General features: G+C 71.0%; 19 protein-coding genes, 2 tRNA genes and 2 pseudogenes. 12 read left to right on the forward strand and 11 right to left on the reverse strand.

What is annotated here, in order from left to right:
- Positions 1 to 473: 473 nt before the first annotated feature.
- Positions 474 to 1868: a trigger factor gene (gene tig / locus AB0N14_RS06145; protein WP_366024510.1), complete on the reverse strand. Its 1395-nt coding sequence runs from the start codon at positions 1866 to 1868 to the stop codon at positions 474 to 476.
- 207 nt (positions 1869 to 2075) lie between these two features.
- Positions 2076 to 2152, reverse strand: a tRNA-Pro gene (locus AB0N14_RS06150).
- A 152-nt stretch (positions 2153 to 2304) separates the two neighbouring features.
- Here AB0N14_RS06150 and AB0N14_RS06155 point away from each other — a divergent pair.
- A tRNA-Gly gene (locus AB0N14_RS06155) sits at positions 2305 to 2375 on the forward strand.
- A gap of 562 nt (positions 2376 to 2937) precedes the next feature.
- On the opposite strand, the pseudogene AB0N14_RS06160 reads toward AB0N14_RS06155, so the two are convergent.
- The 6 genes and pseudogenes from AB0N14_RS06160 to AB0N14_RS06185 all read right to left on the reverse strand — a co-directional run.
- Positions 2938 to 3048: pseudogene (locus AB0N14_RS06160) on the reverse strand (AraC family transcriptional regulator); the annotation flags it as partial.
- A 140-nt stretch (positions 3049 to 3188) separates the two neighbouring features.
- The gene (locus tag AB0N14_RS06165) at positions 3189 to 3383 is read right to left on the reverse strand and encodes a hypothetical protein (RefSeq protein ID WP_200417380.1); all 195 of its coding nucleotides are present in this window, start codon (positions 3381 to 3383) and stop codon (positions 3189 to 3191) included.
- 470 nt (positions 3384 to 3853) lie between these two features.
- Positions 3854 to 4078 (reverse strand): annotated as a pseudogene (locus tag AB0N14_RS06170) (EsaB/YukD family protein); the annotation flags it as partial.
- A 13-nt stretch (positions 4079 to 4091) separates the two neighbouring features.
- Positions 4092 to 4406 (reverse strand): hypothetical protein, encoded by a 315-nt coding sequence (locus AB0N14_RS06175; protein ID WP_366024511.1) that lies wholly within the window; start codon positions 4404 to 4406, stop codon positions 4092 to 4094.
- Between the two features lie 37 nt (positions 4407 to 4443).
- Positions 4444 to 4896, reverse strand: coding sequence for an HD domain-containing protein (locus AB0N14_RS06180; protein WP_366024512.1), 453 nt, complete (start codon positions 4894 to 4896; stop codon positions 4444 to 4446).
- 99 nt (positions 4897 to 4995) lie between these two features.
- Entirely contained in the window at positions 4996 to 6174 is a 1179-nt protein-coding gene (locus AB0N14_RS06185) for a PP2C family protein-serine/threonine phosphatase (RefSeq protein WP_366024513.1), read from the reverse strand.
- A 149-nt stretch (positions 6175 to 6323) separates the two neighbouring features.
- On the opposite strand from AB0N14_RS06185, the gene AB0N14_RS06190 reads away from it, so the two are divergent.
- Positions 6324 to 7553, forward strand: coding sequence for a GNAT family N-acetyltransferase (locus AB0N14_RS06190; RefSeq protein WP_366024514.1), 1230 nt, complete (start codon positions 6324 to 6326; stop codon positions 7551 to 7553).
- 39 nt (positions 7554 to 7592) lie between these two features.
- Here the strand turns inward: AB0N14_RS06190 and AB0N14_RS06195 are convergent, their stop codons facing one another.
- Both AB0N14_RS06195 and AB0N14_RS06200 read right to left on the reverse strand, forming a co-directional pair.
- Entirely contained in the window at positions 7593 to 8402 is an 810-nt protein-coding gene (locus AB0N14_RS06195; RefSeq protein WP_366024515.1) for a DNA-formamidopyrimidine glycosylase family protein, read from the reverse strand.
- Between the two features lie 85 nt (positions 8403 to 8487).
- Positions 8488 to 8973, reverse strand: coding sequence for a ribose-5-phosphate isomerase (locus tag AB0N14_RS06200; RefSeq protein ID WP_366024516.1), 486 nt, complete (start codon positions 8971 to 8973; stop codon positions 8488 to 8490).
- A gap of 267 nt (positions 8974 to 9240) precedes the next feature.
- On the opposite strand from AB0N14_RS06200, the gene AB0N14_RS06205 reads away from it, so the two are divergent.
- Together AB0N14_RS06205 and AB0N14_RS06210 are read left to right on the forward strand one after the other, a co-directional pair.
- Positions 9241 to 10710, forward strand: coding sequence for an amino acid permease (locus AB0N14_RS06205; protein ID WP_366024517.1), 1470 nt, complete (start codon positions 9241 to 9243; stop codon positions 10708 to 10710).
- A 71-nt stretch (positions 10711 to 10781) separates the two neighbouring features.
- Positions 10782 to 12110, forward strand: a complete 1329-nt coding sequence (locus tag AB0N14_RS06210) for an FAD-binding oxidoreductase (RefSeq protein ID WP_366024518.1) — start codon at positions 10782 to 10784, stop codon at positions 12108 to 12110.
- Here AB0N14_RS06210 and AB0N14_RS06215 read toward each other — a convergent pair.
- Complete coding sequence (locus tag AB0N14_RS06215) at positions 12097 to 12678, reverse strand: biotin transporter BioY (protein WP_366024519.1); 582 nt, start codon at positions 12676 to 12678, stop codon at positions 12097 to 12099. The genes AB0N14_RS06210 and AB0N14_RS06215 overlap by 14 nt on opposite strands.
- Before the next feature lie 447 nt (positions 12679 to 13125).
- On the opposite strand from AB0N14_RS06215, the gene AB0N14_RS06220 reads away from it, so the two are divergent.
- From AB0N14_RS06220 to AB0N14_RS06255, 8 genes are all read left to right on the forward strand, one after another.
- The gene (locus AB0N14_RS06220) at positions 13126 to 14325 is read left to right on the forward strand and encodes an ROK family transcriptional regulator (RefSeq protein ID WP_366024520.1); all 1200 of its coding nucleotides are present in this window, start codon (positions 13126 to 13128) and stop codon (positions 14323 to 14325) included.
- Between the two features lie 250 nt (positions 14326 to 14575).
- Entirely contained in the window at positions 14576 to 15643 is a 1068-nt protein-coding gene (locus AB0N14_RS06225; RefSeq protein ID WP_366024521.1) for an ABC transporter substrate-binding protein, read from the forward strand.
- Entirely contained in the window at positions 15640 to 16491 is an 852-nt protein-coding gene (locus tag AB0N14_RS06230; RefSeq protein ID WP_366024522.1) for an ABC transporter permease, read from the forward strand. The genes AB0N14_RS06225 and AB0N14_RS06230 overlap by 4 nt, the downstream gene beginning before the upstream one ends.
- A complete protein-coding gene (locus AB0N14_RS06235) occupies positions 16467 to 17240 on the forward strand; it encodes an ABC transporter ATP-binding protein (RefSeq protein WP_366024523.1) in 774 nt (257 codons plus the stop codon). The genes AB0N14_RS06230 and AB0N14_RS06235 overlap by 25 nt, the downstream gene beginning before the upstream one ends.
- Positions 17237 to 18616 (forward strand): LLM class flavin-dependent oxidoreductase, encoded by a 1380-nt coding sequence (locus AB0N14_RS06240; RefSeq protein WP_366024524.1) that lies wholly within the window; start codon positions 17237 to 17239, stop codon positions 18614 to 18616. Before AB0N14_RS06235 ends, AB0N14_RS06240 begins: the two co-directional genes overlap by 4 nt.
- An 11-nt stretch (positions 18617 to 18627) precedes the next feature.
- Complete coding sequence (locus AB0N14_RS06245) at positions 18628 to 19518, forward strand: TauD/TfdA family dioxygenase (RefSeq protein WP_366024525.1); 891 nt, start codon at positions 18628 to 18630, stop codon at positions 19516 to 19518.
- Positions 19519 to 19639: 121 nt separating this feature from the next.
- The gene (locus AB0N14_RS06250; RefSeq protein ID WP_366024526.1) at positions 19640 to 21019 is read left to right on the forward strand and encodes an amino acid permease; all 1380 of its coding nucleotides are present in this window, start codon (positions 19640 to 19642) and stop codon (positions 21017 to 21019) included.
- Between the two features lie 124 nt (positions 21020 to 21143).
- On the forward strand, positions 21144 to 22145 hold the full coding sequence (locus tag AB0N14_RS06255; RefSeq protein ID WP_366024527.1) for an NAD(P)-dependent oxidoreductase: 1002 nt from the start codon (positions 21144 to 21146) through the stop codon (positions 22143 to 22145).
- Positions 22146 to 22148: the final 3 nt, after the last annotated feature.

The raw sequence follows: 22148 nt of genomic DNA on the forward strand, positions 1-22148 counted from the left end.
TGGGGCGTGGGACCCCGTCCGACCCCCTGCGGGCGGCTTCGGGGACTCCCCTGCCCTCGTATTCATGGACCCTAACGCGCGGCTCCCTTCGGGGAATCCCGCATAGGGGGCTGTTCGCTGTGAGCGCATGCGCTCCGCTGCGGGGGCCGAGGGTGGTGCTGGGCCCTGGTTGTGCGGGGCCCGCGCCGGGGGTGCCGTCGCGGGGCTCCGCCCTGGGCCCCGGGTCCATTGTCGCCGTGGAGGGTGTTGTCGTCGCGTCCGTGCGGGCCGTGTGTGGCTGGTCGCTCCCCCAAGTTCTCGGCTTCGCTCGAACAGGGGGACCCCCATCGCGGCGGAGCCGCACAGTGCCACAGCCCCGCGCCCGGCCATGACGTGGCGCAACGAGCACGAGCCCGTCTCCACCCGCCCGGACGGCGACGGGCCCAGAGGCGTGCGCCCCTGGGCCCGTCCGACAGCTGTCGTGCCGGTGGCGGTTACGCCTCCGGCTTCTCCTCGCCGGCCTCGGCGGCCTCCGAGGAGGCGGTCTCCGCGGTCTCGGCGGAGCCGTCCTCCTCCTCCTCGTCGTCCAGGTCGACGATCTCGCCGTTGGTGTCCTTGACCGTCGCGGCCTCGACGACCAGCGCCAGGGCCTTGCCGCGGGCGACCTCGCCGACCAGCATCGGGACCTGGCCGCCCTCGACGACCGCCTGGGCGAACTGGTCGGGGGACATGCCGGAGGAGGCCGCGCGCCGCATGAGGTGCTCGGTGAGCTCCTCCTGGTTGACGTTGAGCTTCTCCTTGTTGACCAGCTCGTCCAGGACGAACTGGGTCTTGATGCCCTTGATCGCGGCCTCGCGCGTCTCGGTCTCGAACTCCTCGGCGGTCTTGCCCTGGATCTCCAGGTACCGGTCGAGGGTCAGGCCCATCTGGGCGAGCTGGTGGTGCTCGAGGTTGTGCTTACGGGTGTTGATCTCGTCCTCGAGGAGCTTCTCGGGGACCGGGACCTCGACCAGCTCGAGCAGCTTGTCCAGGACGCGCTCCTGGGCCTGCGTGGCCTGGTCGTACTGCTTCATGTTCGCCAGGCGCTTGCGGCTGTCCGCCTTCAGCTCCTCCAGCGTGTCGAACTCGGACGCGAGCTGCGCGAACTCGTCGTCGAGCTCCGGCAGTTCCCGGGCGGCGACCTGGGTGACCTTGACCGTCACCTCGGCCTCCCGGCCGGCCGCCGAGCCGCCCTTCAGCTCGGAGGTGAAGGTGGCCTCCTCGCCGGCCGACAGGCCCTTCACGGCGTCGTCGATACCGTCCAGCAGCTCACCGGAGCCGATCGTGTAGGAGACGTCCTTGGCGACGCCGTCCTCGAGGACCTCGCCGTCGACCTTGGCCTCCAGGTCGATCGTGACGACGTCGCCGTCCTCGGCGGCGCGCTCGACCGGGGAGGTGGAGGCGAAGCGGTCGCGCAGCTGCTGGACCGACTCCTCGACGTCCTCGTCGGTGACCTCGACGGCGTCGACCTCGACCTCGATGCCGGAGTAGTCCGGGATCTCGATGGTCGGGCGGACGTCGACCTCGGCGGTGAAGGACAGCAGCTCGTTGTCCTTCAGCTCCGTGATGTCGACCTCGGGCTGGCCCAGCGGGTTCAGCTCGGCCTCGTTGACCGCGTCGGTGTAGAACTTCGGGAGCGCGTCGTTGACGGCCTCCTCCAGCACGGCGCCACGGCCGAACCGCTGGTCGATGACCCGGGCGGGGATCTTGCCCTTGCGGAAGCCCTTCACCGTGACCTGCTGGTTGATCTTCTTGTACGCCGCGTCGAGGCTGTCCTTGAGCTCCTCGAAGGGCACCTCAACAGTGAGCCGAACCCGGGTCGGGTTCAGGGTCTCCACGGCGCTCTTCACGGTTCGGTCTCCTTGTGGCTGACTTCTTGGGGTTCTGCCGAGCCTGCGCCACCCGGAGGGGCGGGCATGCCTTCGGCGGATTCGCGGGCCCCTGCCTGAGAGACATGGCAGTGCAGACACACGGGCGCGCAGCTTGCATAGTAACCGCAGGCACTGAGCGCCCCCAAAGGCGATCACGCGAGTCGGCCCCGGGCCGTGCCGGGCCGGTGGTCGGGGTGGCGGGATTTGAACCCACGGCCTTCCGCTCCCAAAGCGGACGCGCTACCAAGCTGCGCCACACCCCGTCTGGTGCGACACGTAGGGTACATGCCCGGAGCGGCCGAGTCGGCCGGTTTCTTCGCGGGCGTGTGCAAGCCCCGACGCGTTGGCCTACGAGGCGGGCGACCCGCTAGGATGCCTTCTGTGCCGCGGTCGGTGACCTGCGGCGCGTCGTGTTGCGGGCGTAGCTCAATGGTAGAGCCCTAGTCTTCCAAACTAGCTACGCGGGTTCGATTCCCGTCGCCCGCTCTGAACGGCTCGGGGCCAGGTCGGAGGATCACTCCTCGACCTGGCCCTGATCGTTTCCGGAGAGTCTGTTCAGTCCTGCGTGTCCCCCGCGTGCCCCCTCGGCTTGCGATCTCGTTCCTTGCCCGGCTTCCGGCCCTTCTCGACCAGGCGCCGGCGTGCTGGTGGAACGCCCCTAGAATCGCCGAGCGAAGCGTGTGTAGGCGCGTGCCTGGCCGCGCACGCTGCCCGCACCTCTCGTAGCCGCCGCTTCTATCAGCTGCGCTTCCGGACCCGCGGCCGTCCGGCCCCGTTCACGGCGTACCGGCACGATCGTTACGGCCGCCACGATGGACCCGACCGCTGACGCAGTCAGCACCAGGTAGACCATCGTCCCCCCTCCTCAGTCCAAGCCCGCGCCGAGCGATCCGGCGCCCCGGCACTGATCACCGGAGACTGCCGGGGAGCGTACCCACCCGCCATCGGTAGCCGAACAGGGAAGGGCGTCAACAACCTGCAAAGAGCAGGAGGCAGCCATCTGGGCCCCCTGCGTGCCCGATCGGACGGGGGCGGCGGGGAAGGCCAGTGCGGCCTCCTCCCCGAGCGTCCGGGTGATCACCCGTGTGGCGAGGTACTGCCACGCCGGGCAGCCGCCCGCCGTGGCGATGTTCCCCTCGGCGTGGAACGGCGCGTCCAGGCGCGCCGCGCCCAGGTCGCGGGTCGGTCGGCGATCGGTGACTCATCTGCCGGTGCGGCAGGCGCCGAAGTCGCCCGGACCGGACCAGCCCGACTCCGCGCAGAGCCGAGCCGACCGATGCCGGGCGTGGTCCTGTCCGCTCAGAAGCGGATCGAGTTGATCGTGTCCGCTATCGAGTTCAGGAAGCGGTTGATGGACGGAGCCATGCCGGTGGAGGCCAGGAAGAAGCCGAAGAGCATCGCCACGATCGCCGGTCCGGCCTTGATCGAGCCCCCTCTGATCATCACCACCAGGATGATCGCCAACAGCAGCACCACTGACAGCGAAATCGCCACAACTGATCACACCCTCGGTCGGTCGGCTCTCCCGGCCCGGGGCGCCGTCCCCTGCACACCCCGCCAGAACCATCGTGCCACCAACCGGCCCGCCCTATGCGGCCACTGAGGCATCGTCGACCACCTTGGCGGCAACTCGTCACGGCGGGGAGCGGTACGCCATGGTCAACACGGCGGCGGCGCAAGGGAATCGCGCGGTACCCGTACAGCGAATCGACGATGATCGTTTCCAAGCCCACACATCGCGTTCGCAGGTGATTCCACACCGACATCTCACCATCGACGCGAGGGCACGGGAGTTGGGCGCGCCGTGGTGGTGCGGGCCGGTGATGGTGCCGGCGCTGCTGGGCTGCACGCTGGTGCTCAGCGCCTGCTTCTTCTCCTGGGAGCCGCGCCGGACCCTATCGGGTCGGGTCTCCCTTCAGGTGCCGCATGAGCCGCTCGAAGTCCTGCCACCTCGACAGGACCTCCGCGGAGGCGAGGGTGGCGTCGTGCGGCAGCACCGAGCCGTCGGAGGCGATCAGTTGCCGGGTCATGGGCCGGGAGACGGCCCGGTCGTCGAGCAACCGCAGGATGTCGGGGAGCAGTTGGCCGATCGCGGTGTCCGACGGCAGGACGATGTCGGCTCGCCGTCGCTCGCCGACCAGGGTGGCCCGGCTCAGCCGGCCCCGGGAAGTCGTTGCTGTGCTCACCACTTACGGGAACCTATCATCGCGACGACGTTCGAATCGGGGCTTCCACGGGGGGCTTTCGTGCGGACGCGGAGTCGTACGACTGCTGTTGCTGCTGCTCCTGTCCCTTCTGTTCGGCCTTCTGCTTGGCCAGCGTGGCCTGGAGGAATGACCAGCCGACGCATCCGGCGCACAGAACGGCGGCGATGGCGATGCCGGCGAACATCTTGCCGAGCCTCTCGTCCATCGTGCGCCGGCCGCCGCGCTGGGCGCCGAACAGCAGCGCGTCCCGTATCCGCCGGCGGCGCACCGCCACCGACTCCAGCAACTGGCTGTCGTAGTCCCGTGCCATGGAGTTCGTCTGTGTACTCGTCGTTGCTGACGTACCGTCAATCACCGGCGCTGAGGCCGAGGTACTGCCGCATGGCGGCGTACTTGCGGGTGAGCCGCTCCGCGGCGGGGGCGTCGAGGGCGGCGAGCCGCTGCGGATCCGCGTTGTGGGCGAGGTCGGCGGCCTTCACCAGACGGGCGCCGGGGGTGGCGAGAATGCGCCGCGCGTACGCCTGCGGGTCCTCGCCGGGCCGCTTGGTGACGGCCCGTACGACGGCCTTCGTCATGGGGGACAAGGGGGCGGTGTCGAGCCACTCCTCGCTGAGGACGCCGTCCTCCACGGAGTCGTGCAGCCAGGCGGCGGCGACGAGTTCGTCTCCCCCGCCGCGGGCGCGCACACCATAGGCGACGGCCGCGAGATGCTCGGCGTAGGGCCGTCCGGCCTTGTCCTTCTGCGCGGAGTGCGCGGCGCGGGCGACGGCCTCGACCTCGGCCGGAGTCATGAGCGACATGACAGGCTCCCCCCAACCCTGCCTCCGCAACATATGGCATGGCCGAGCAGCGAGTACACCCCCGCCGGCCACCGTGGACGTGCCCCCGGACGCGCCTTCTCAGCGCACCGCCTGCGCCGTCACCGCCTCCCGGCAGATCAGCAGCAGCGCCCGGTCGTCGTTCACGTCCTTCGCGACCGCCTCGATGAGATGCCAGGCCGCGCCGCGGAAGCCGCCCGCGACATAGCGGTCGGCCTCGCCCATGAGGCGGTCCATGCCTTCCACGATGTCGCGGTCGGACGTCTCCACCAGGCCGTCCGTGAACAGCATCAGCACGTCGCCGGGGCGCAACGTCCCCTTCACGGAGTCGAACTGGGCGCCGTCGTAGACGCCGAGGAGCGGCCCCTCGGCCGCCTTCTCCTCCCAGCGGCCGGTGCCCGCGCTGAGCTGCAGGCCCGGCGGGTGTCCGGCGGAGTAGAGCTCGTAGTCGCCGGACTCCAGGTCCAGGACCAGGTGGATGGAGGTCGCGAAGCCCTCGTCCCAGTCCTGGCGGAGGAGGTAGCCGTTCGCCGCGGGCAGGAACGCGTGCGGTGGGAGCGATCCCAGCAGTCCGCCGAACGCCCCGGACAGCAGCAGGGCGCGCGAACCGGCGTCCATGCCCTTGCCGGAGACGTCGGTGAGGACGGCCTCCAGCGTGCGGCCGCCGTTGGTGCGGGCCGCCACCACGAAGTCGCCGGAGAAGGACTGCCCGCCGGCCGGTCTGAGCGCCATCTCGCGGTGCCAGCCCAGCGGCAGCTTCGGCAACTTGCTCTGGACCCGGATGCGTTCCCGCAGGTCGAAGAGCATGGTCCCGCCGCGCCGCCACGGCACCCCGACCCGGCTGCGGAACTGCGCGATCAGCAGGCCGAAGAAGCCGCAGGCCGCGACCACGAGCACGATGCCCGGAGTGACCCGGGACGGCCCCTCGGTGTAGGGGCCGAGTTTGACGGACTCGACGATCAGCGCGGTCGCGGCGGCGGCGTACAGGCCGAGCAGGCTGGAGGGGCGCAGCAGCAGGCCGCCGGCGACGATGGGGAGGACCAGGACGGCCGGTGAGCACCAGACGGGGTCGGCCAGGGTGACCGCCGCGATCAGCGGGATCATCAGCAGCAGGCCGGCCAGCGCGACCCAGTCCGAGCCGTCCCCGCGGAAGTAGTCCACGGCGGATCGGCGCACGCTGGTTCGGGCCCGGTGCCACTGCTTCTTCAACCGGGCCGTGAACGTCTCGGCTTCCGCGCGCCGCTCTCGTCCTGCTGCCATTGTTCGGGACCCTATCCATCGGACCAGCCCCTTGGCACGGGAGGTCCCGCTTGTCCCCCGTCCGAGCGCTGAACTTCACAGGTAGCGGCGCCCCGTAACGCGGGAGAAATTCCCTCGCTCGCCCCGCATTGCCCTGATAGGCATGGCACATGACGACGGACGTGCGGGTGCTGCGGAAGGACGAGTGGGACACGTGGTACGACCACTTGGTCCGGGCCTTCGGCGGCGCGGACCAAGCGCCCGAAGAGCGCGCATTGGATCGCGAACTCACCGAATTCGATCGATCCCTAGGCGTATGGGACGGAACCACATGTGTCGGCACTGCGGGCTCCTTCAGCTTCCGCCTCACCGTCCCCAGCGGCACCTCGGTCCCCGCGGCAGGCGTCACCATGGTCAGCGTGGCGGCCACGCACCGCCGGCGCGGGGTGCTGACCTCGATGATGCGCCGGCAGCTGGACGACGTCCGCTCCTGGGGGGAGCCGCTGGCGGTGCTGACCGCCTCGGAGCCCGCGATCTACGGCCGGTTCGGATACGGCGCGGCGACGTTCCAGCTGGGCGCCGAGATCGACACGAGCCGCGTCGAGCTGTCCGTTCCGGCCGGCACGGATGACGTACGGCTGCGGTACGCGGGCCCCGCCGATGTCCTCGACGCCTGTGAGGCGGTGTACGCACGGCTGGTGCCCGGCCGCCCCGGCATGCTGGAGCGGCGGCCCGGCTGGGAGCGGGCGGGGCTGCTGGACCCGGCGAGCGAGCGGGACGGGGCGTCCGCGCTGCAGTGCGTGGTCGCCGAGCGCGAGGGCGAGATCACGGGGTACGCCCGCTTCCGCACCAAGCTCGGCTGGGGGGTCGCCGGGCACGACGGGACGGTCACCCTGGTGAGCCTGGCCGCGCTCGACCCCGTGACGGACGCGGCGCTGTGGCGTTTCCTGTTCGGCATGGACCTGACGACGACGCTGGTCGTGCGCGCGCGGCCGGTCGACGACGCCTGGCAGCACCTGGTGTCCGACATCCGGCGGTGCCGGCCACGGCTGAGGGATGCCCTCCATCTGCGTCTCGTCGATGTCGGTGCGGCCCTGGAGGCACGGACGTACCAGGCGCCCGTGGAGGTGGTGGTCGAGGTCGAGGACGCCTTCTGCCCCTGGAACGAGGGGCGTTGGCGGCTGACGGGCGACGCGAAGGGCGCCTCGTGTGCGCGTACGACGGACGCGGCCGATCTCGCGCTGTCGGTGCGGGAGTTGGGGGCGGCGTATCTGGGCGGGGTGTCGCTCACGTCGCTGGCCGCGGCCGGGCGGGTACGGGAGCTGCGGCAGGGGGCCCTGGCGGAGGCGTCCCTGGCGTTCGGCTCGGTGGTGGCGCCGTGGCTGCCGCACGGGTTCTAGTCCCCCGGGCGCGCAAGGCTCTGTGAGCTGTACGAAGCCCTATGACCTCTGGCAGCCGGGGCACCAGAACAGGTTGCGGGCGGCGAGACCGGCGGTGCGGATCTCGCCGCCACAGAGGTGGCAGGGCAGGCCGGCCCTGCGGTACACGTACACCTCGCCGCCGTGGTCGTCGACGCGCGGCGGGCGGCCCATGGCCTCGGGGGTGTGTTCGGGCCGCACGGTGTCGATGCGGTTGGTGCGGACGCCCTCGCGCATCAGGGCGACGAGGTCGGCCCAGATCGCATCCCACTCGGAGGGGGTGATGTCCTTGCCCGGCCGGTAGGGGTCGATGCCGTGCCGGAAGAGGACCTCGGCGCGGTAGACGTTGCCGACCCCCGCGATGACCTTCTGGTCCATGAGCAGGGCGGCGATGCTCGTCCGGCTGCGGCGGACCCGCCGGTGGGCGGCCTCCGGGTCGGCGTCGTCTCGCAGCGGGTCGGGGCCGAGGCGGCCGTGGACCGCGGCCTTCTCCTCGCCGGTGACCAGCGCGCAGGTGGTGGGGCCGCGCAGGTCGACGTACGCCGTGGGGTTCGCCAGACGCAGGCGGACCGTGTCGGTGGGCGGGGGCGCGGGGGCGTCGCCGAAGGCGACCTTGCCGAAGAGGCCGAGGTGGATGTGCACCCAGTCGGCGCCGCGGAAGCCGATGAAGAGGTGCTTGCCGTGGGCGTCGGCGGTGTGCAGCTCGGCCCCGTCGAGCAGGGCTGCGGCGTCGGCGAACTTGCCCTGGGGGCTGGTGACGGCGACCGCGCCGCCGGCGAACCGTGCCGCGTAGTCCCGGGCCAGCCGGTGGATGGTGTGCCCCTCTGGCACGGCTTCCCTCAACCTTTCAAACACACGGGGCGCCGCCGGGGCACCACCGCCCCTGGCTCCGCCCTGCCCCTGACCTGCCGGTTTCTCAGTCCTGCGGGTGGTGCGGGGGGATCGGCGGCAGCTCGCCCGTGGTCTCGTACGAGGACAGCATGTCGATGCGCCGCACATGCCGCTCGTCGCCCGAGAACGGCGTGTTCAGGAACGTCTCGACGAACTTCGTCGCCTCCTCCACCGTGTGCATCCGGGCACCCACGGCGACGACGTTCGCGTTGTTGTGCTGCCGGCCCAGGGAGGCCGTCTCCTCGCTCCAGGCGAGGGCCGCCCGCACGCCCTTGACCTTGTTCGCGGCGATCTGCTCCCCGTTGCCGGAGCCGCCGATGACGATGCCGAGGGCGTCGGGGTCCGCGGCGGTGCGCTCCGCGGCGCGGAGGCAGAAGGGCGGGTAGTCGTCCTGGGCGTCGTAGATGTGGGGCCCGCAGTCGACGGGTTCGTGCCCGGCGGCCTTGAGCCACTCGACGAGGTGGTTCTTCAGTTCGAAACCGGCATGGTCGGAGCCGAGGTACACGCGCATGATCCGAGTGTGTCACGTCCGTCGCGGCTCGGCCTCGCGGGGTGACAGCCAGGAAAGATGTGAACTACACCATAGAAGCTCAAGGGAACCTCAAGTAACAATCCGGATTCAAAGGTTCCCGAATTTATTCGCCTCAGATTCACTGGACCGGCTCGTACACCGCTCGCACGAGCCCCCGTACTACCGCTCGTACGGGACAGAAGGTGTCCGTCCGTACGTGTGTCCCCTCTTGTTTCTCGTACACCCGGCGCAAAGGAATCACCCTTTATGTCTTCGCAGCCGACCCCCACCCAGGCCGGAAACGCATCCGGCCGCCCCGGAGAACCCGGCGGCGGCCTTCAGGCAGGACTCAAGAACCGTCATCTGTCGATGATCGCCATCGGTGGTGTCATCGGCGCCGGCCTGTTCGTCGGTTCCAGCTCCGGCATCGCCACCGCCGGCCCCGGCATCCTGCTCTCGTACGCCCTCGTCGGCACGCTCGTGGTGCTGGTGATGCGGATGCTGGGCGAGATGTCCGCCGCGAACCCCACCTCGGGCTCCTTCTCCGCGCACGCGGACCGGGCGCTCGGCCGCTGGGCCGGTTTCTCGATCGGCTGGCTGTACTGGTTCTTCTGGGTGGTCGTGCTCGCCGTGGAGGCCACCGCGGGCGCCAAGATCCTCTCCGGGTGGGTCCCGGCCGTACCGCAGTGGGGCTGGGCCCTCATCGTCATGATCGTGCTGACCGCGACCAACCTGGTCTCCGTCGGCTCCTACGGTGAGTTCGAGTTCTGGTTCGCCGGGATCAAGGTCGTGGCGATCGGCGCGTTCATCGTCGTCGGCGCCCTCGCCATCTTCGGCGTGCTGCCGGGCGTCCACAGCGACAAGGCGAGCCTGGGCAACCTGACCGATCACGGCGGCTTCCTGCCCCACGGACCCGGCGCCATCCTCACCGGTGTGCTGCTGGTCGTGTTCTCCTTCATGGGAAGCGAGATCGCCACGCTGGCGGCCGGCGAGTCGGAGGACCCGCAGCGGGCGGTCACCAAGTCGACGAACAGCATCATCTGGCGTATCGCCGTCTTCTACCTGGGCTCGATCTTCGTGGTCGTCTCGCTGCTGCCGTGGAACGACCCGTCGATCAAGGACAAGGGCTCCTACGTCGCCGCGCTGGACTCCCTCGGCATCGCGCACGCCGGCCAGATCATGAACGTCATCGTGCTGACGTCGGTGCTGTCCTGTCTGAACTCCGGGCTGTACACAGCCTCGCGGATGGCCTTCTCGCTGGGCCAGCGGGGTGACGCGCCGAAGGCGTTCGCGCGGACCACGTCCCGGGGTGTGCCGATGGCCGCGATCGTGGCGTCCGTCGTCTTCGGCTTCGTCGCCGTCTTCTTCAACTACAAGTTCCCGGACTCGGTCTTCCTCTTCCTGGTCAACTCCAGTGGCGCGGTGGCCCTGTTCGTGTGGCTGGTCATCTGCTTCTCGCAGCTGCGGATGCGGAAGATCATCCAGCGCGAGGCGCCGGAGAAGCTGCTCGTCAAGATGTGGCTGTACCCGTACCTGACCTGGGCGACGGCCGCGCTGATCGTGTTCGTCCTCGGCTACATGCTGACCGACACCGAGCACGACGGACGTGAGACGGTGCTGCTGTCGCTGCTCGTCGCCGCGGTGGTGCTGGTGATCGCCGTGGTGAAGGAGCGGATCGCGGGCAACCGCACGGCCGCCCCCACCGAGGCACCGGCCGACAAGGTCTCCATCGGCTGATCCAGCGCCCCTCGGAACATGGCCGCATAACCTGACGGAACCTGTCAGGTTATGCGGCCATCATGCGTGGCATGACCTACACGGACAACCGCGCAGACCTGACCCTGCTCCGCCCCGGCGACGCCGGCTACCACGACGAACTCGCCGGATTCCAGACCGGGTTCGCCCAACGGCCCACCGTGATCGCGCCCGTCCGGTCGACCGCGGACGTGGTGGCCGCCGTACGGTACGCGGCCGCCGAGGACCTGCCGGTGGGCGTGCAGGCCACCGGACACGGGCTGCCCGGGGGCTACGAGGGCGGGCTGCTCATCACGACCCGGCGGCTGGACGGGCTCACCATCGATCCCGAGGCGCGCACGGCCCGCGTGCAGGCGGGGGTGCGCTGGGGGCAGGTGGTCGCGGCGGCCGAGCCGTACGGGCTGGCGCCGCTCAACGGCTCGGCGCCGGGCGTGGGCGCGGTGTCGTACACCCTGGGCGGCGGGCTCGGCATCCTTGCACGGGAGTTCGGGTATGCGGCCGACCATGTGCGGTGGCTGGAGGTCGTCACCGCCGACGGCGAACTCCGCCGTGTCACCCCGGATTCCGACCCCGACCTGTACTGGGCGTTGCTGGGCGCGGGGCAGAACTTCGGCATTGTGACCGAGCTGGAGATCGGCCTGGTTCCGGTGCGCACGCTGTACGGCGGCTCGCTCGCCTTCGACGGGCGCGAGGTGGACCCCGCGGCCGTGCTGCGCGCGTACGAGGCGTGGACGCGGACCGTGCCGGACTCGCTGACCTCCTCCTTCGCCGCCGTACCGTACCCCGACCTGCCCGCGCTGCCGCCGCACCTGCGCGGCCGGTACCTCGTCTCGATCAGGGTCGCCCACACGGGCGCCGACGGCGAACGGCTCACGGCCCCGCTGCGGGAGATCGGGCCGGTGCTGTCGGACTCGCTGCGCGAGATGCCGTACGCCGAGAGCCACACCATCCACAGCGACCCGGACTTCCCGCACGCCTACTACGGCGACAGCGCGGTGTTGCGGGAGCTGGACGTCGAACGGGCCGGGGAACTGCTGAAGCGGACCGGGCCCGAGGCGGCCCTGATGTGTGTCGTGCAGGTCAATCACCTGGGCGGGGCGCTGGCCCGGCCCGCGCCGAACGCGGTGCCGTATCGCGAAGGGCGGTTCCTGTTGCGGCTGTTGACCGTAGGCGACCGAGAGGAGGCGCGGGCCGTACTGGACCCGGCGTTCGCCCTGCTGGCGGACGATCGCCTGGGCCGCTCGCTCAACTTCGCCTTCGGGGCCGGGGACCGGGGTGCCGGGCTGTACGACCCGGAAACGCGAAAGAGGCTCGCCGGGCTGAAGGAGACTTACGACCCGGCGAACCTCTTCCGCAGGAACTACGGCGTCAGCGCTTGCTGACGAACTTCCAGGCGGTGGGCAGCGCGCCCATCGCCAGGGCGGCCTTGAGGGCGTCACCGATCAGGAACGGGGTGAGGCCGGCCGCGACCGCCTGGGAGAAGGAGAGGTGGGCCGCCAGGGCCAGGTAGGGGACGCCGACCGCGTAGATGACCGCCTCGCCGAGGACCATCGTGCCCGCCATGCGCAGCGGGGAGCGGTCGGCGCCGCGGCGGGCCAGGGCGCCCACGGCCGCCGAGGCGAGCAGCATGCCGATGACGTAGCCGAAGGAGACGGCCCCCGCGCCGGAGGCGCCGCCCGCGAACCACGGCACGCCGGCCACACCGGCGAGCGCGTACAGGGCGAGGGAGAGGAAGCCGCAGCGGGCCCCGAGCGCGGTGCCGACGAGCAGCGCGGCGAAGGTCTGGCCGGTCACCGGCACAGGGGAGCCGGGCACCGGGACCGACAGCTGGGCCGCGAGGCCGGTGAGCACGGCGCCGCCGATGACGAGGGCCGCGTCGCGGACGCGGGACGTCGGCAGCAGGTCGGCGAGGACCGTGCCGGGGCGGGCGAGAGTGGTGGCGGTGCTCATGGGGACTCCGCGGGGTGGTGTGGACACGTCGGGACAGCGTGACGCTATCCCAGTGCCCTCGAGCCGATCACCATCGGCGGTCGACAAAGGGTGGAACGGCGCGTTCGTGAACTTCGCACAAAGGGTGCTCCTTACACATGGGCAGGCGTGAGACCGGTCACTGAGATGAAGACGTTCCCCTCACACTCCGGTAGCGACCGGGAACTGTAGGGTCCCGCCAAAGCCCCGAGGGGCTCGTCTCGCCCGTCGGTCACCGTCTGGGCAGCGGTGGGCCGTTTTGCTAGCTTCGAACGCATGGTTGCCCAGGCCCGGAACTTCACGTCGCGTCGCTATGTCGACCTGCGACGCCAGGGCACGGCCACCTGTCGCCGCCCGGTGTAGGGGCGGGCTCCGGCGCGCCTCGAGCCTTCCGAGACGTGTCGGCCCCGTTCCCGAGGACGGTTCTCCATGCCCCGTACCGCGGCATCCACTCTTGTCTCCCCCGTTCCCCGTGCCGCCGACAGCGACCGGCGGCGTACCAGCGCCAGCGTCGTGCTGCGGTCCGTGCTGGAGCACGGGCCGGTCGCGCGCAGCACCGTCGCCCGGCTGACCGGGCTGTCGCCCGCGTCCGTGACCGAGCACTGTGCCCGGCTGACCCGGCTGGGGCTGATCCGTGAGGAGGTGGCCCCGCGCCGCTCGAACGGGGTGGGCCGGCCCCATGTGCCCGTCGATCTCGACACCGAGCGGTTCCTGGTCTGCGGGGTGCATGTGGCCGTGCCGTACACCACGGTCGCGCTGCTCGATCTGCGCGGTCGCGTCGTGGCCCGGCGGGAGGTGAGGCACGAGCGGACGGATCCCGGCTGGGTGCTGGCCCGGGCCGCGGAGGGACTCGCGGCACTGCTCGCCGAGGCGCCGGGCCGCGGACCGCTGGGGGTCGGGGTCGCGGTCGGCGGCTGGGTGGACCGGGAGACGGGCACCGTGGTCGAGCACGAGCTGCTGGGCTGGCGCGAGGTGCCGGTGCGGGAGTTGCTCGAGGCCCGCACCGGGCTGCCGGTCCACGTGGACGGGCACGCGCGCGCGTTGGTCAACGGGGAGCGGCTGTTCGGGCGGGCCCGGGGCAGCCGCAGCGTGCTGCACCTGTTCGTGGGCAACGTGGTCGACGCGGCCTTCGCCACCAATGACGAGGTGCACCACGGGCCCCGCTCCCAGGCGGGGGCGATCGCCCACCTTCCGGTGCCGGGCGGCACCGAGCCGTGCGCGTGCGGCCGTACCGGCTGCCTCCAGGTCGAGCTGAGCGAGCGGACGTTGTGCCGGCGGGCCCGGGCGGCCGGGGTGATCGACGGGGTGAATCCGATGCACGTGGTGGCCGCGGCGGCGGCCGGGGACGCGGTGGCGCGGCGGCTGCTGAGGGAACGGGCCCGGACGACCGGGCGGGCGGCCGCGCTGCTGCTGGACGTCCTGAACCCGGAGACGGTCGTGGTGACCGAGGTGGGCGTCATGTACTTCGAGGACTGCTTGCAGGCACTGCGGGAAGCGGCCGGAATAAGCCGGGCTGCGGCCGTCGTGCCGACCAGTTTCCCGGATTCCGTGCTAGCGGTCGCGGGCGGCTCCGTGGTTCTGGACGTGCTGTTCCGGGACCCACTGGGCGCATCACCTGAGGCTATTTAATTCAGAAACTCGGAATGTTGACAGGGGTCGTCCATGGCCGGGAACATCCTGCTCATGAACCCGCTCACGAGCTGTCGCACCCTCTGTTGCTGACACATTGCCGCGCATGAAGCGCGTGTTTCCGTCTGCGTGAGTTCACTTCTTCCGGCACCCTTCCCGTCCGGGATTCCCCACTTCCGGCATGCGGCCCGCCCGGAATTCCTCCTGCCTTTCTGCTCCGTTCCGCTCCGTGCATCCAGGGAGTCCTCCCATGCCTTCTCCATCTGTTTCCGGTCTCGACCGCCGCCTGTTTCTCACCTCCCTGCTCGGCGCGTCCGCCGCCGTGGCCGGGCTCAGCGGCTGCGCGGGCGGCAGTGCCGCCGCCGACACCGAGGGCGCCGCCACCAAGCCGCTCGCCGACAAGGTCCCGGCCGGCACCAGCCTGAAGATCGCCTCGTACCAGAACCAGCAGCAGCTGCAGTTCAAGCTGGCGAGGCTGCCCAAGCTGCCGTTCACGGTGTCGAGTTGGGTGAACATCGGGGCCGGCCCTGACGTGATCAACGCGTTCCGCGCCAAGTCCCTGGACCTCGCCAACAACGCGGGCATCCCGCCGATCCAGGCGCACTACCAGGGCTTCGCCGCGAAGATCGTGGCGATCGACATCACCCGCAAGCCCAACTACCTCTTCGCCACCAAACCCGGCAGCGACATCCGCACGGTCGAGGACTTCAAGGGCGAGAGGCTCGCCTTCTCCCAGGGTCAGGCGCAGGGTGTCGTGCTGCTGCGGGCGCTGAAGAAGGCGGGCCTGAAGTACGACGACGTGAAGCTGGTCCCGCTGACCAGCAACCAGTTCCTCACCGCCCTGCAGTCCGGGCAGGTGGACGTGGCCCCGCTCGCCAACAACCAGGCACCCGCCTATCTCAAGCAGTACGGGTCCAGGGGCGCCCACACCATCAGCACCGACGTCGTCGACCTGCTGAACCTGCTGTGGGCGCCGCAGTCCGTGCTCAACGACCCGGCGAAGGCCGCCGCGATCGCCGCGTACATCCCCGAGTGGGCCCAGGGCCAGGTGTGGCAGTACGAGCACCCGGACGCCTGGAACGAGGAGTTCTACGTCAAGACGCAGAACCTGACCCTGGAGCAGGCCAAGTCCATCGCCGCGCTCGCCAACAAGCCGCTGTTCCCGCCAAGTTGGGACGAGGCGATCAAGTGGGAGCAGGAGACCGCCGATCTGCTCGCCGAGGGCGACTTCGTGAAGAAGTTCGACGTCTCCTCGCTCTTCGACCACCGCTTCGAGTCCATCGCCGCCAGGGCCGTACCGGCGGAGTACCGGAGGTGAGCGCCGTGACCACAACGACGACGACGGCCGTGCCGGCGACGGCCACGGAGGAGCTACCACAGGTTCGGCGGCGCCGCCGGCTCTCCCCCGGGCGTCAGCTCCCCGCCGCCCGGCTCATCGGCCCGCTGGTGCTCCTCGCCCTGTGGGCAGCCGCCTCGGCCGCCGGAGCGCTCGACCCGGGGGCCATCCCGGCGCCCTGGACGGTGCTGAAGACGGCCGGCCACCTGTGGACGGACGGCACGCTGTCCACGGATGTGCTGACCTCGCTGAGGCGGGCCGCGTACGGGTTCGCGATCGGCCTGACCGCGGGCGTGCTGCTGGCGCTCGCCTCCGGGCTCAGCCGGACCGGGGAAGCGCTGATCGACGGGACCGTGCAGCTCAACCGGGCGATCCCGACCCTAGGCCTGATCCCGCTGTTCATCCTCTGGCTGGGCATCGGCGAGACCTTCAAGATCGCCATCATCGCGATCGTCGTCTACGTCCCCATCTACCTGAACACGCACTCCGCGCTGTCCGGCATCGACAGCCGGTACGTCGAACTCGCCGAAGTGCAGGGCCTGTCGAGGTTCACCTTCATCCGGCAGGTGGTGATCCCCGGCGCGCTCCCCGGATTCTTCGTGGGACTCCGGCTCGGCGTGACCGGCTCCTGGCTGGGTCTGGTGGTCCTGGAGCAGATCAACGCCACCAGCGGCCTCGGCTACATGATGTTCCAGGCGCAGAACTACGGCCAGACCGACGTCATCCTGGTCGGCCTGCTGATCTACGGCGTCTTCGGCCTGGTCTCCGACAGCGTGGTCCGTCTCATCGAACGGAGGGTGCTGTCATGGCGCCGCACACTGAGCAGCTGACCCGGCCCGCCGTCCAACTGCGTGGTCTGACCCGGTCGTTCGACGGCCGTGCGGTCCTCGACGGCATCGACCTCGACCTGCCCGCCGGACAGTTCACTGCCCTCCTGGGGCACAGCGGCTCGGGCAAGTCCACCCTGCTGCGGGCCGTCGCCGGACTCGACCACGGGGTGGCCGGATGGGGGTCCCCCCTGCTCGAGCGAAGCCGAGAGCTTGGGGGAGGGCAGCTCACCGCGCCCGAGCGGGTCTCGGTGGTCTTCCAGGACTCCCGGCTGCTGCCCTGGCGCCGCGTTCTGGACAACGTCCTGCTGGGCCTGGACGGCAAGGACGCCGAGGAGCGCGGCCGAGCCGCCCTCGCGGAGGTGGGCCTCGAGGGCCGCGAGCGGGCCTGGCCGGGCGAGCTGTCCGGTGGTGAGGCCCAGCGGGCCGCGCTGGCCCGCTCCCTGGTCCGCGAGCCCGAACTCCTGCTGGCCGACGAACCGTTCGGCGCACTGGACGCACTCACCCGGATCAAGATGCACAACCTGCTGCGCGAGCTGTGGAAGCGCCACCGGCCCTCCGTGCTGCTCGTGACCCATGACGTGGACGAGGCGATCGTCCTCGCCGACCGCGTCCTCGTCCTGGACCAGGGCCGTATCGGCCTCGACCTGACCATCGACCGCCCGCATCCGCGCTCCTACCGCGAGCCGGTCCTGGGCGAATACCGCGAGCGGCTGCTGGCCGCCCTCGGTGTCACGGAGGACCACGCATGACCCGCCGGCTCCACCTCAACGCGTTCCTGATGAACACCGGTCACCACGAGGCCTCGTGGCGGCTCCCGGAGAGCGACCCCTACGCGCACGTCGACCTCGCGCACTACGTCAACCTGGCGCGGATCGCCGAGCGCGGCACCTTCGACTCCCTCTTCCTCGCCGACGGCCCACAGCTGTGGAACAACCTCGCCCAGCGGCCGGCCGGCGCCCTGGAACCCCTCACCCTGCTGACCGCGCTGGCGACGGCCACCGAGCACATCGGCCTGATCGCCACCGCCTCCACTTCCTACAACTCCCCGTACAACCTGGCCCGCAAGTTCGCCTCGCTGGACATCATCAGCGGGGGCCGGGCGGGCTGGAACATCGTCACCACCGCGGGCGCCGAGGCCGCCCGCAACTTCGGCCTGGACGCCGAGCCCGCGCACGCCGAGCGGTACGCCCGCGCCGCCGAGTTCCTCGACGTGGCCCTCAAGCTCTGGGACAGCTGGGAGGACGACGCCATCGTCGCCGACAAGGCGGCCGGCGTCTGGGGCGACGACAGCAAGATCCACCCGCCCCGGCACAAGGGGCGGTACTTCAGCGTCGCCGGCGCCCTCAACGTGCCGCGCACCCCGCAGGGTTACCCGCTCCTGGTGCAGGCGGGATCCTCGGAGGACGGGAAGCGGTTCGCCGCGCGGTACGCGGAGGCGGTGTTCACCGCCCAACAGACCATCGAGGGCGCACAGGCCTTCTACGCCGACCTCAAGTCCCGCACCGAGCGGGCCGGACACAACCCCGACCACATCAAGGTGCTGCCCGGCATCGTCCCCGTGCTCGGCTCGACGGAGGCCGAGGCGAGAGCCGCCGAGCAGCTCCTCGAGGACCACATCGTGTACGACCACGGGGTGGGCCGCCTGGAGAGCCTGCTGCACCTGGAGCCCGGGAGCCTGGAGCTGGACGCCCTGCTCCCCGCCGACCTGCCGCCCGAGTCCGCCATCGAGGGCGCCAAGAGCCGCTACACGCTCGTCGTGGAGCTGGCCCGGCGGGAGCGGCTGACCGTACGGCAGCTGATCGGGCGGCTCGGCGGCGGGCGCGGGCACCTCACCTTCGCCGGGACGCCCGAGCAGGTCGCCGACCAGATCGAGACCTGGTTCACGCAAGGAGCCGCCGACGGCTTCAACATCATGCCCGCCGTGCTGCCCTCGGGTCTGGAGGCGTTCGTCGAGCACGTCGTGCCCATCCTGCGCACCCGCGGCCTGCTGCGCACGGAGTACGGCCCCCGCCAGACCCTGCGGGAGCGCTACGGCCTCCCCCGCCCCGCCAACCAGTACTCCCCCAAGTTCTCGTCTTCGCTCGAACAGGGGGGACCCCCATCCCCCGCACTCGCCACCGCCTGAAAGGACCCGCCATGTCCCTCGAGATCACCAAGGTCACCGCACGCATAGGCGCCCGGGTCTCCGGAGTCGACCTCACCAAGCCGCTCGACCAGGAGCAGGTCACCGCGATCCGCGAGGCCCTGAACGCCCACAAGGCGCTCGTCTTCGACGCCGGAGACCTGGACGACGAGGGCCAGCAGGCCTTCGCCCGCCGGCTGGGCGACCTCACCACCGCCCACCCGACGGTCGGCGCCGTCGAGGGCGCCCCGAACGTGCTGCCCGTGGACAGCGAGCGGGGCCGCGCCAACCACTGGCACACCGACGTCACCTTCGTCCTCAACCCGCCGCAGGCCAGCACCCTGCGCTCGATCACGATCCCGCCCTACGGCGGCGAGACCCTGATCGCCAACGCGGCGGCGGCCTACCGCGACCTGCCGGAGCCGCTGCGCCGCCTGGCCGACACCCTGTGGGCCGAGCACACCAACGACTACGACTACGCGGTGCCGGAGGAGGAGATCGACGAGGAGAAGGCCGCCCAGCGGGCCCAGTTCACCTCGATCAAGTACCGCACCGCCCACCCCGTCGTCCGCGTCCATCCGCTGACCGGGGAGCGCGGGCTGTTCATCGGCGGGTTCGCGCAGCGGATCGTGGGCCTGTCGGTCGGCGAGTCCCGCAAGATCCTGGACCTGCTCCAGGCGTACGTCACCCGCCCGGAGAACATCCTGCGCCACCGCTGGGCGGAGAACGAGCTGGTGCTCTTCGACAACCGGATCACCCAGCACTACGCCATCGACAACTACGACGGGCAGCCGCGCCGGCTGCACCGGGTGACCGTCGCCGGTGACGTCCCGGTCGGCATCGAGGGCAAGGAGAGCTACTCCATCGAGGGCGACGCCTCGCACTACACACCGGTCGCCGCGTAACCGACACGTCACCCTTCGTACATACGGCGTCCGGATAGTGGGCAGCCTCTCCGTCCGATCGGGGAGGCTGCCCACACTGTGGGCGTTTTGCCCCCTCTCACGTACGGGACGAGCCGCGCCCATGCCCAGCAGCACTACCGTCGAGACGCCGCCGACCGACGACGTCTCCCTCTCCCACGGCCTCAAGCAGCGCCATCTGTCGATGATCGCCCTCGGCGGCGTGATCGGCGCCGGTCTGTTCGTCGGGTCCGGCGCGGGCATCGCCGCCGCCGGGCCGTCGATCGTGATCGCGTACGCCGTCTCCGGTCTGCTCGTCATGCTGGTGATGCGGATGCTCGGCGAGATGTCGGCCGCCTACCCGTCGTCGGGCTCCTTCTCCGCGCACGCCGAGCGGGCCATCGGCCCCTGGGCGGGCTTCACCGCGGGCTGGTCGTTCTGGGTGCTGCTGTGCACGGCGGTCGGGCTGGAGGGCATCGGCGCCGCGAAGATCGTCACCGGCTGGCTGCCCGGCACCCCGGAATGGGCGTGGGTGGCGCTGTTCATGCTGGTCTTCTGCGGGGCGAACCTGGCCGCCGTGAAGAACTTCGGCGAGTTCGAGTTCTGGTTCGCCGCGCTGAAGGTCGGCGCGATCACCCTGTTCCTGATGCTCGGCGTGCTGGCGATCGCGGGCGTGCTGCCCGGCACCGACTCCCCCGGCGCCTCGCACCTGACCGACTTCCTGCCGCACGGCAGCGAGGGCCTGGTCATCGGCCTGCTCGCGTCGGTGTTCGCGTACGGCGGCCTGGAGACCGTCACCATCGCGGCGGCCGAGTCGCAGGACCCCGTCAAGGGCGTGGCGAGCGCGGTGCGTACGGCGATGTGGCGCATCGCGGTGTTCTACGTCGGCTCGATGGCGGTCATCGTCACGCTGGTCCCGTGGAACGCGAAGGAGGTCGTCGAGAAGGGCCCGTACGTGGCCGCCCTCGACCACCTGGGCATCCCGGGTGCCGGGCAGCTGATGAACGTGGTGGTGCTGGTCGCGCTGCTGTCCGCGATGAACGCCAACATCTACGGGTCCTCGCGCATCGCGTACTCGCTGGTGGAGCGCGGCCACGGCCCGAAGGCGCTGGGCAGGGTCTCCGGCGGCGTCCCGCGGATCGCGGTGCTGGCGTCCTCGGTCTTCGGGTTCGTGTGCGTGGTGCTGAGCTACTGGCGGCCGGACGACGTCTTCCCCTGGCTGCTGAACATGATCGGCGCGGTGATCCTGGTCGTCTGGGGCTTCATCGCGGTCTCGCAGCTGCGCCTGCGCCGCCGCCTGGAGCGGGAGGCGCCCGGCAAGCCGGTCGTGCGGATGTGGGCGTTCCCCGTGCTGACGTGGCTCGCGCTGGCCGGCATGGCGGCGATCTTCGTGCTGATGGCGCGGCAGCCGGACACCCGCGTACAGCTGTACTCGACGGGCGGGATGACCCTGTTCCTGGCAGCCGTCGGCTACGCCTGGCAGAGGGCGCGCGCCAAGGGCTGACGCCGGGGCCTGGCGCCCGGTGTTCCTCTCTCCGCCGCACGTGGGATTGACGGTCCGCCACCTCGGGATCACCCTCGGTCGACAAGCCGTTCCCACGAGGGGACGGGGACGGGAAGGGGAGCCGATGGAGTCGACCGACCCGGTACGCGTGGTGGCCGCGGGTGACCGCTTCGTCCTGCCGTCGCTGATCACGGCGGCCATACACCACGAGCTGGACGAACATCCCTGCGAGGTAAGGGAGTTGGTGTTCGCGGAGGACGCGGGCGACGCCGAGGAGGAGCTGATCAAGGCGCTGGCGGACGCCGAGGTCCTCGTCACCCGCGGCGGTCCGGTCACCGAGCGGGTGCTGGCCGCCGCGCCGGAGCTGCGGCTGCTGGTGGTGTGCCGGGGCGGCCCGGTGAACGTCGACCTGGATGCGGCGAAGGCGCACGGCGTCCGTGTGTGCCGTGCGCCCGGCGGCGAGGCGGCGGCCACTGCCGAGTTCACGGTCGGCCTGATGCTGGCCGCCCTGCGCCGCATCCCCGAGGCCCACGAATTCCTGACCCGGCGAGGGAGGTGGCAGGGCCCCGCGTCCCCCGCGTACGAGCACGCCGGCCCGGAGCTGGAGGACCTGCCGGTGGGCCTGATCGGTCATGGCGCGGTGGGCAGCCGGGTCGCGCGGGTGCTGTGCGCGTTCGGGGCGCGGGTGATGGTCTGCGACCCGTATGTGCGCGGGGAGGTGCACGGGCTGCGGATCGGCTCGCTCGACGACCTCCTGCGCCGCTCCCGGGTGATCACCCTGCACGCCCCGCTCACCTCCGGGACCCGGGGCCTGATCGGAGCCCGCGAGCTGGCCCTGCTGCCGCGCGGCGCGGTGGTGGTGAACGCGGCGGACGGGGATCTGCTGGACGAGGACGCGCTCTGCGACGCACTGGAGAGCGGGCAGCTGTCGGCGGCGGCCCTCGACACGTACGCGCACGAGCCGCTGCCGCCGGACTCCCGGCTCCTCGCTCTGGCACAACGGCTGGTGCTGACCCCGCGCCTCGGCGGGTCGAGCCGCGCGGCGGCCGAGAAGGCGGCCGGGATCGCGGCGGAGGAGGTCGGCCGCTGGGTGCGCGGGGAGCCCCCGGCGCACTCCCTGGCGTGATCG

The organism is Streptomyces sp. NPDC051104 (assembly GCF_040682835.1).
Taxonomy (GTDB): domain Bacteria; phylum Actinomycetota; class Actinomycetes; order Streptomycetales; family Streptomycetaceae; genus Streptomyces; species Streptomyces cynarae.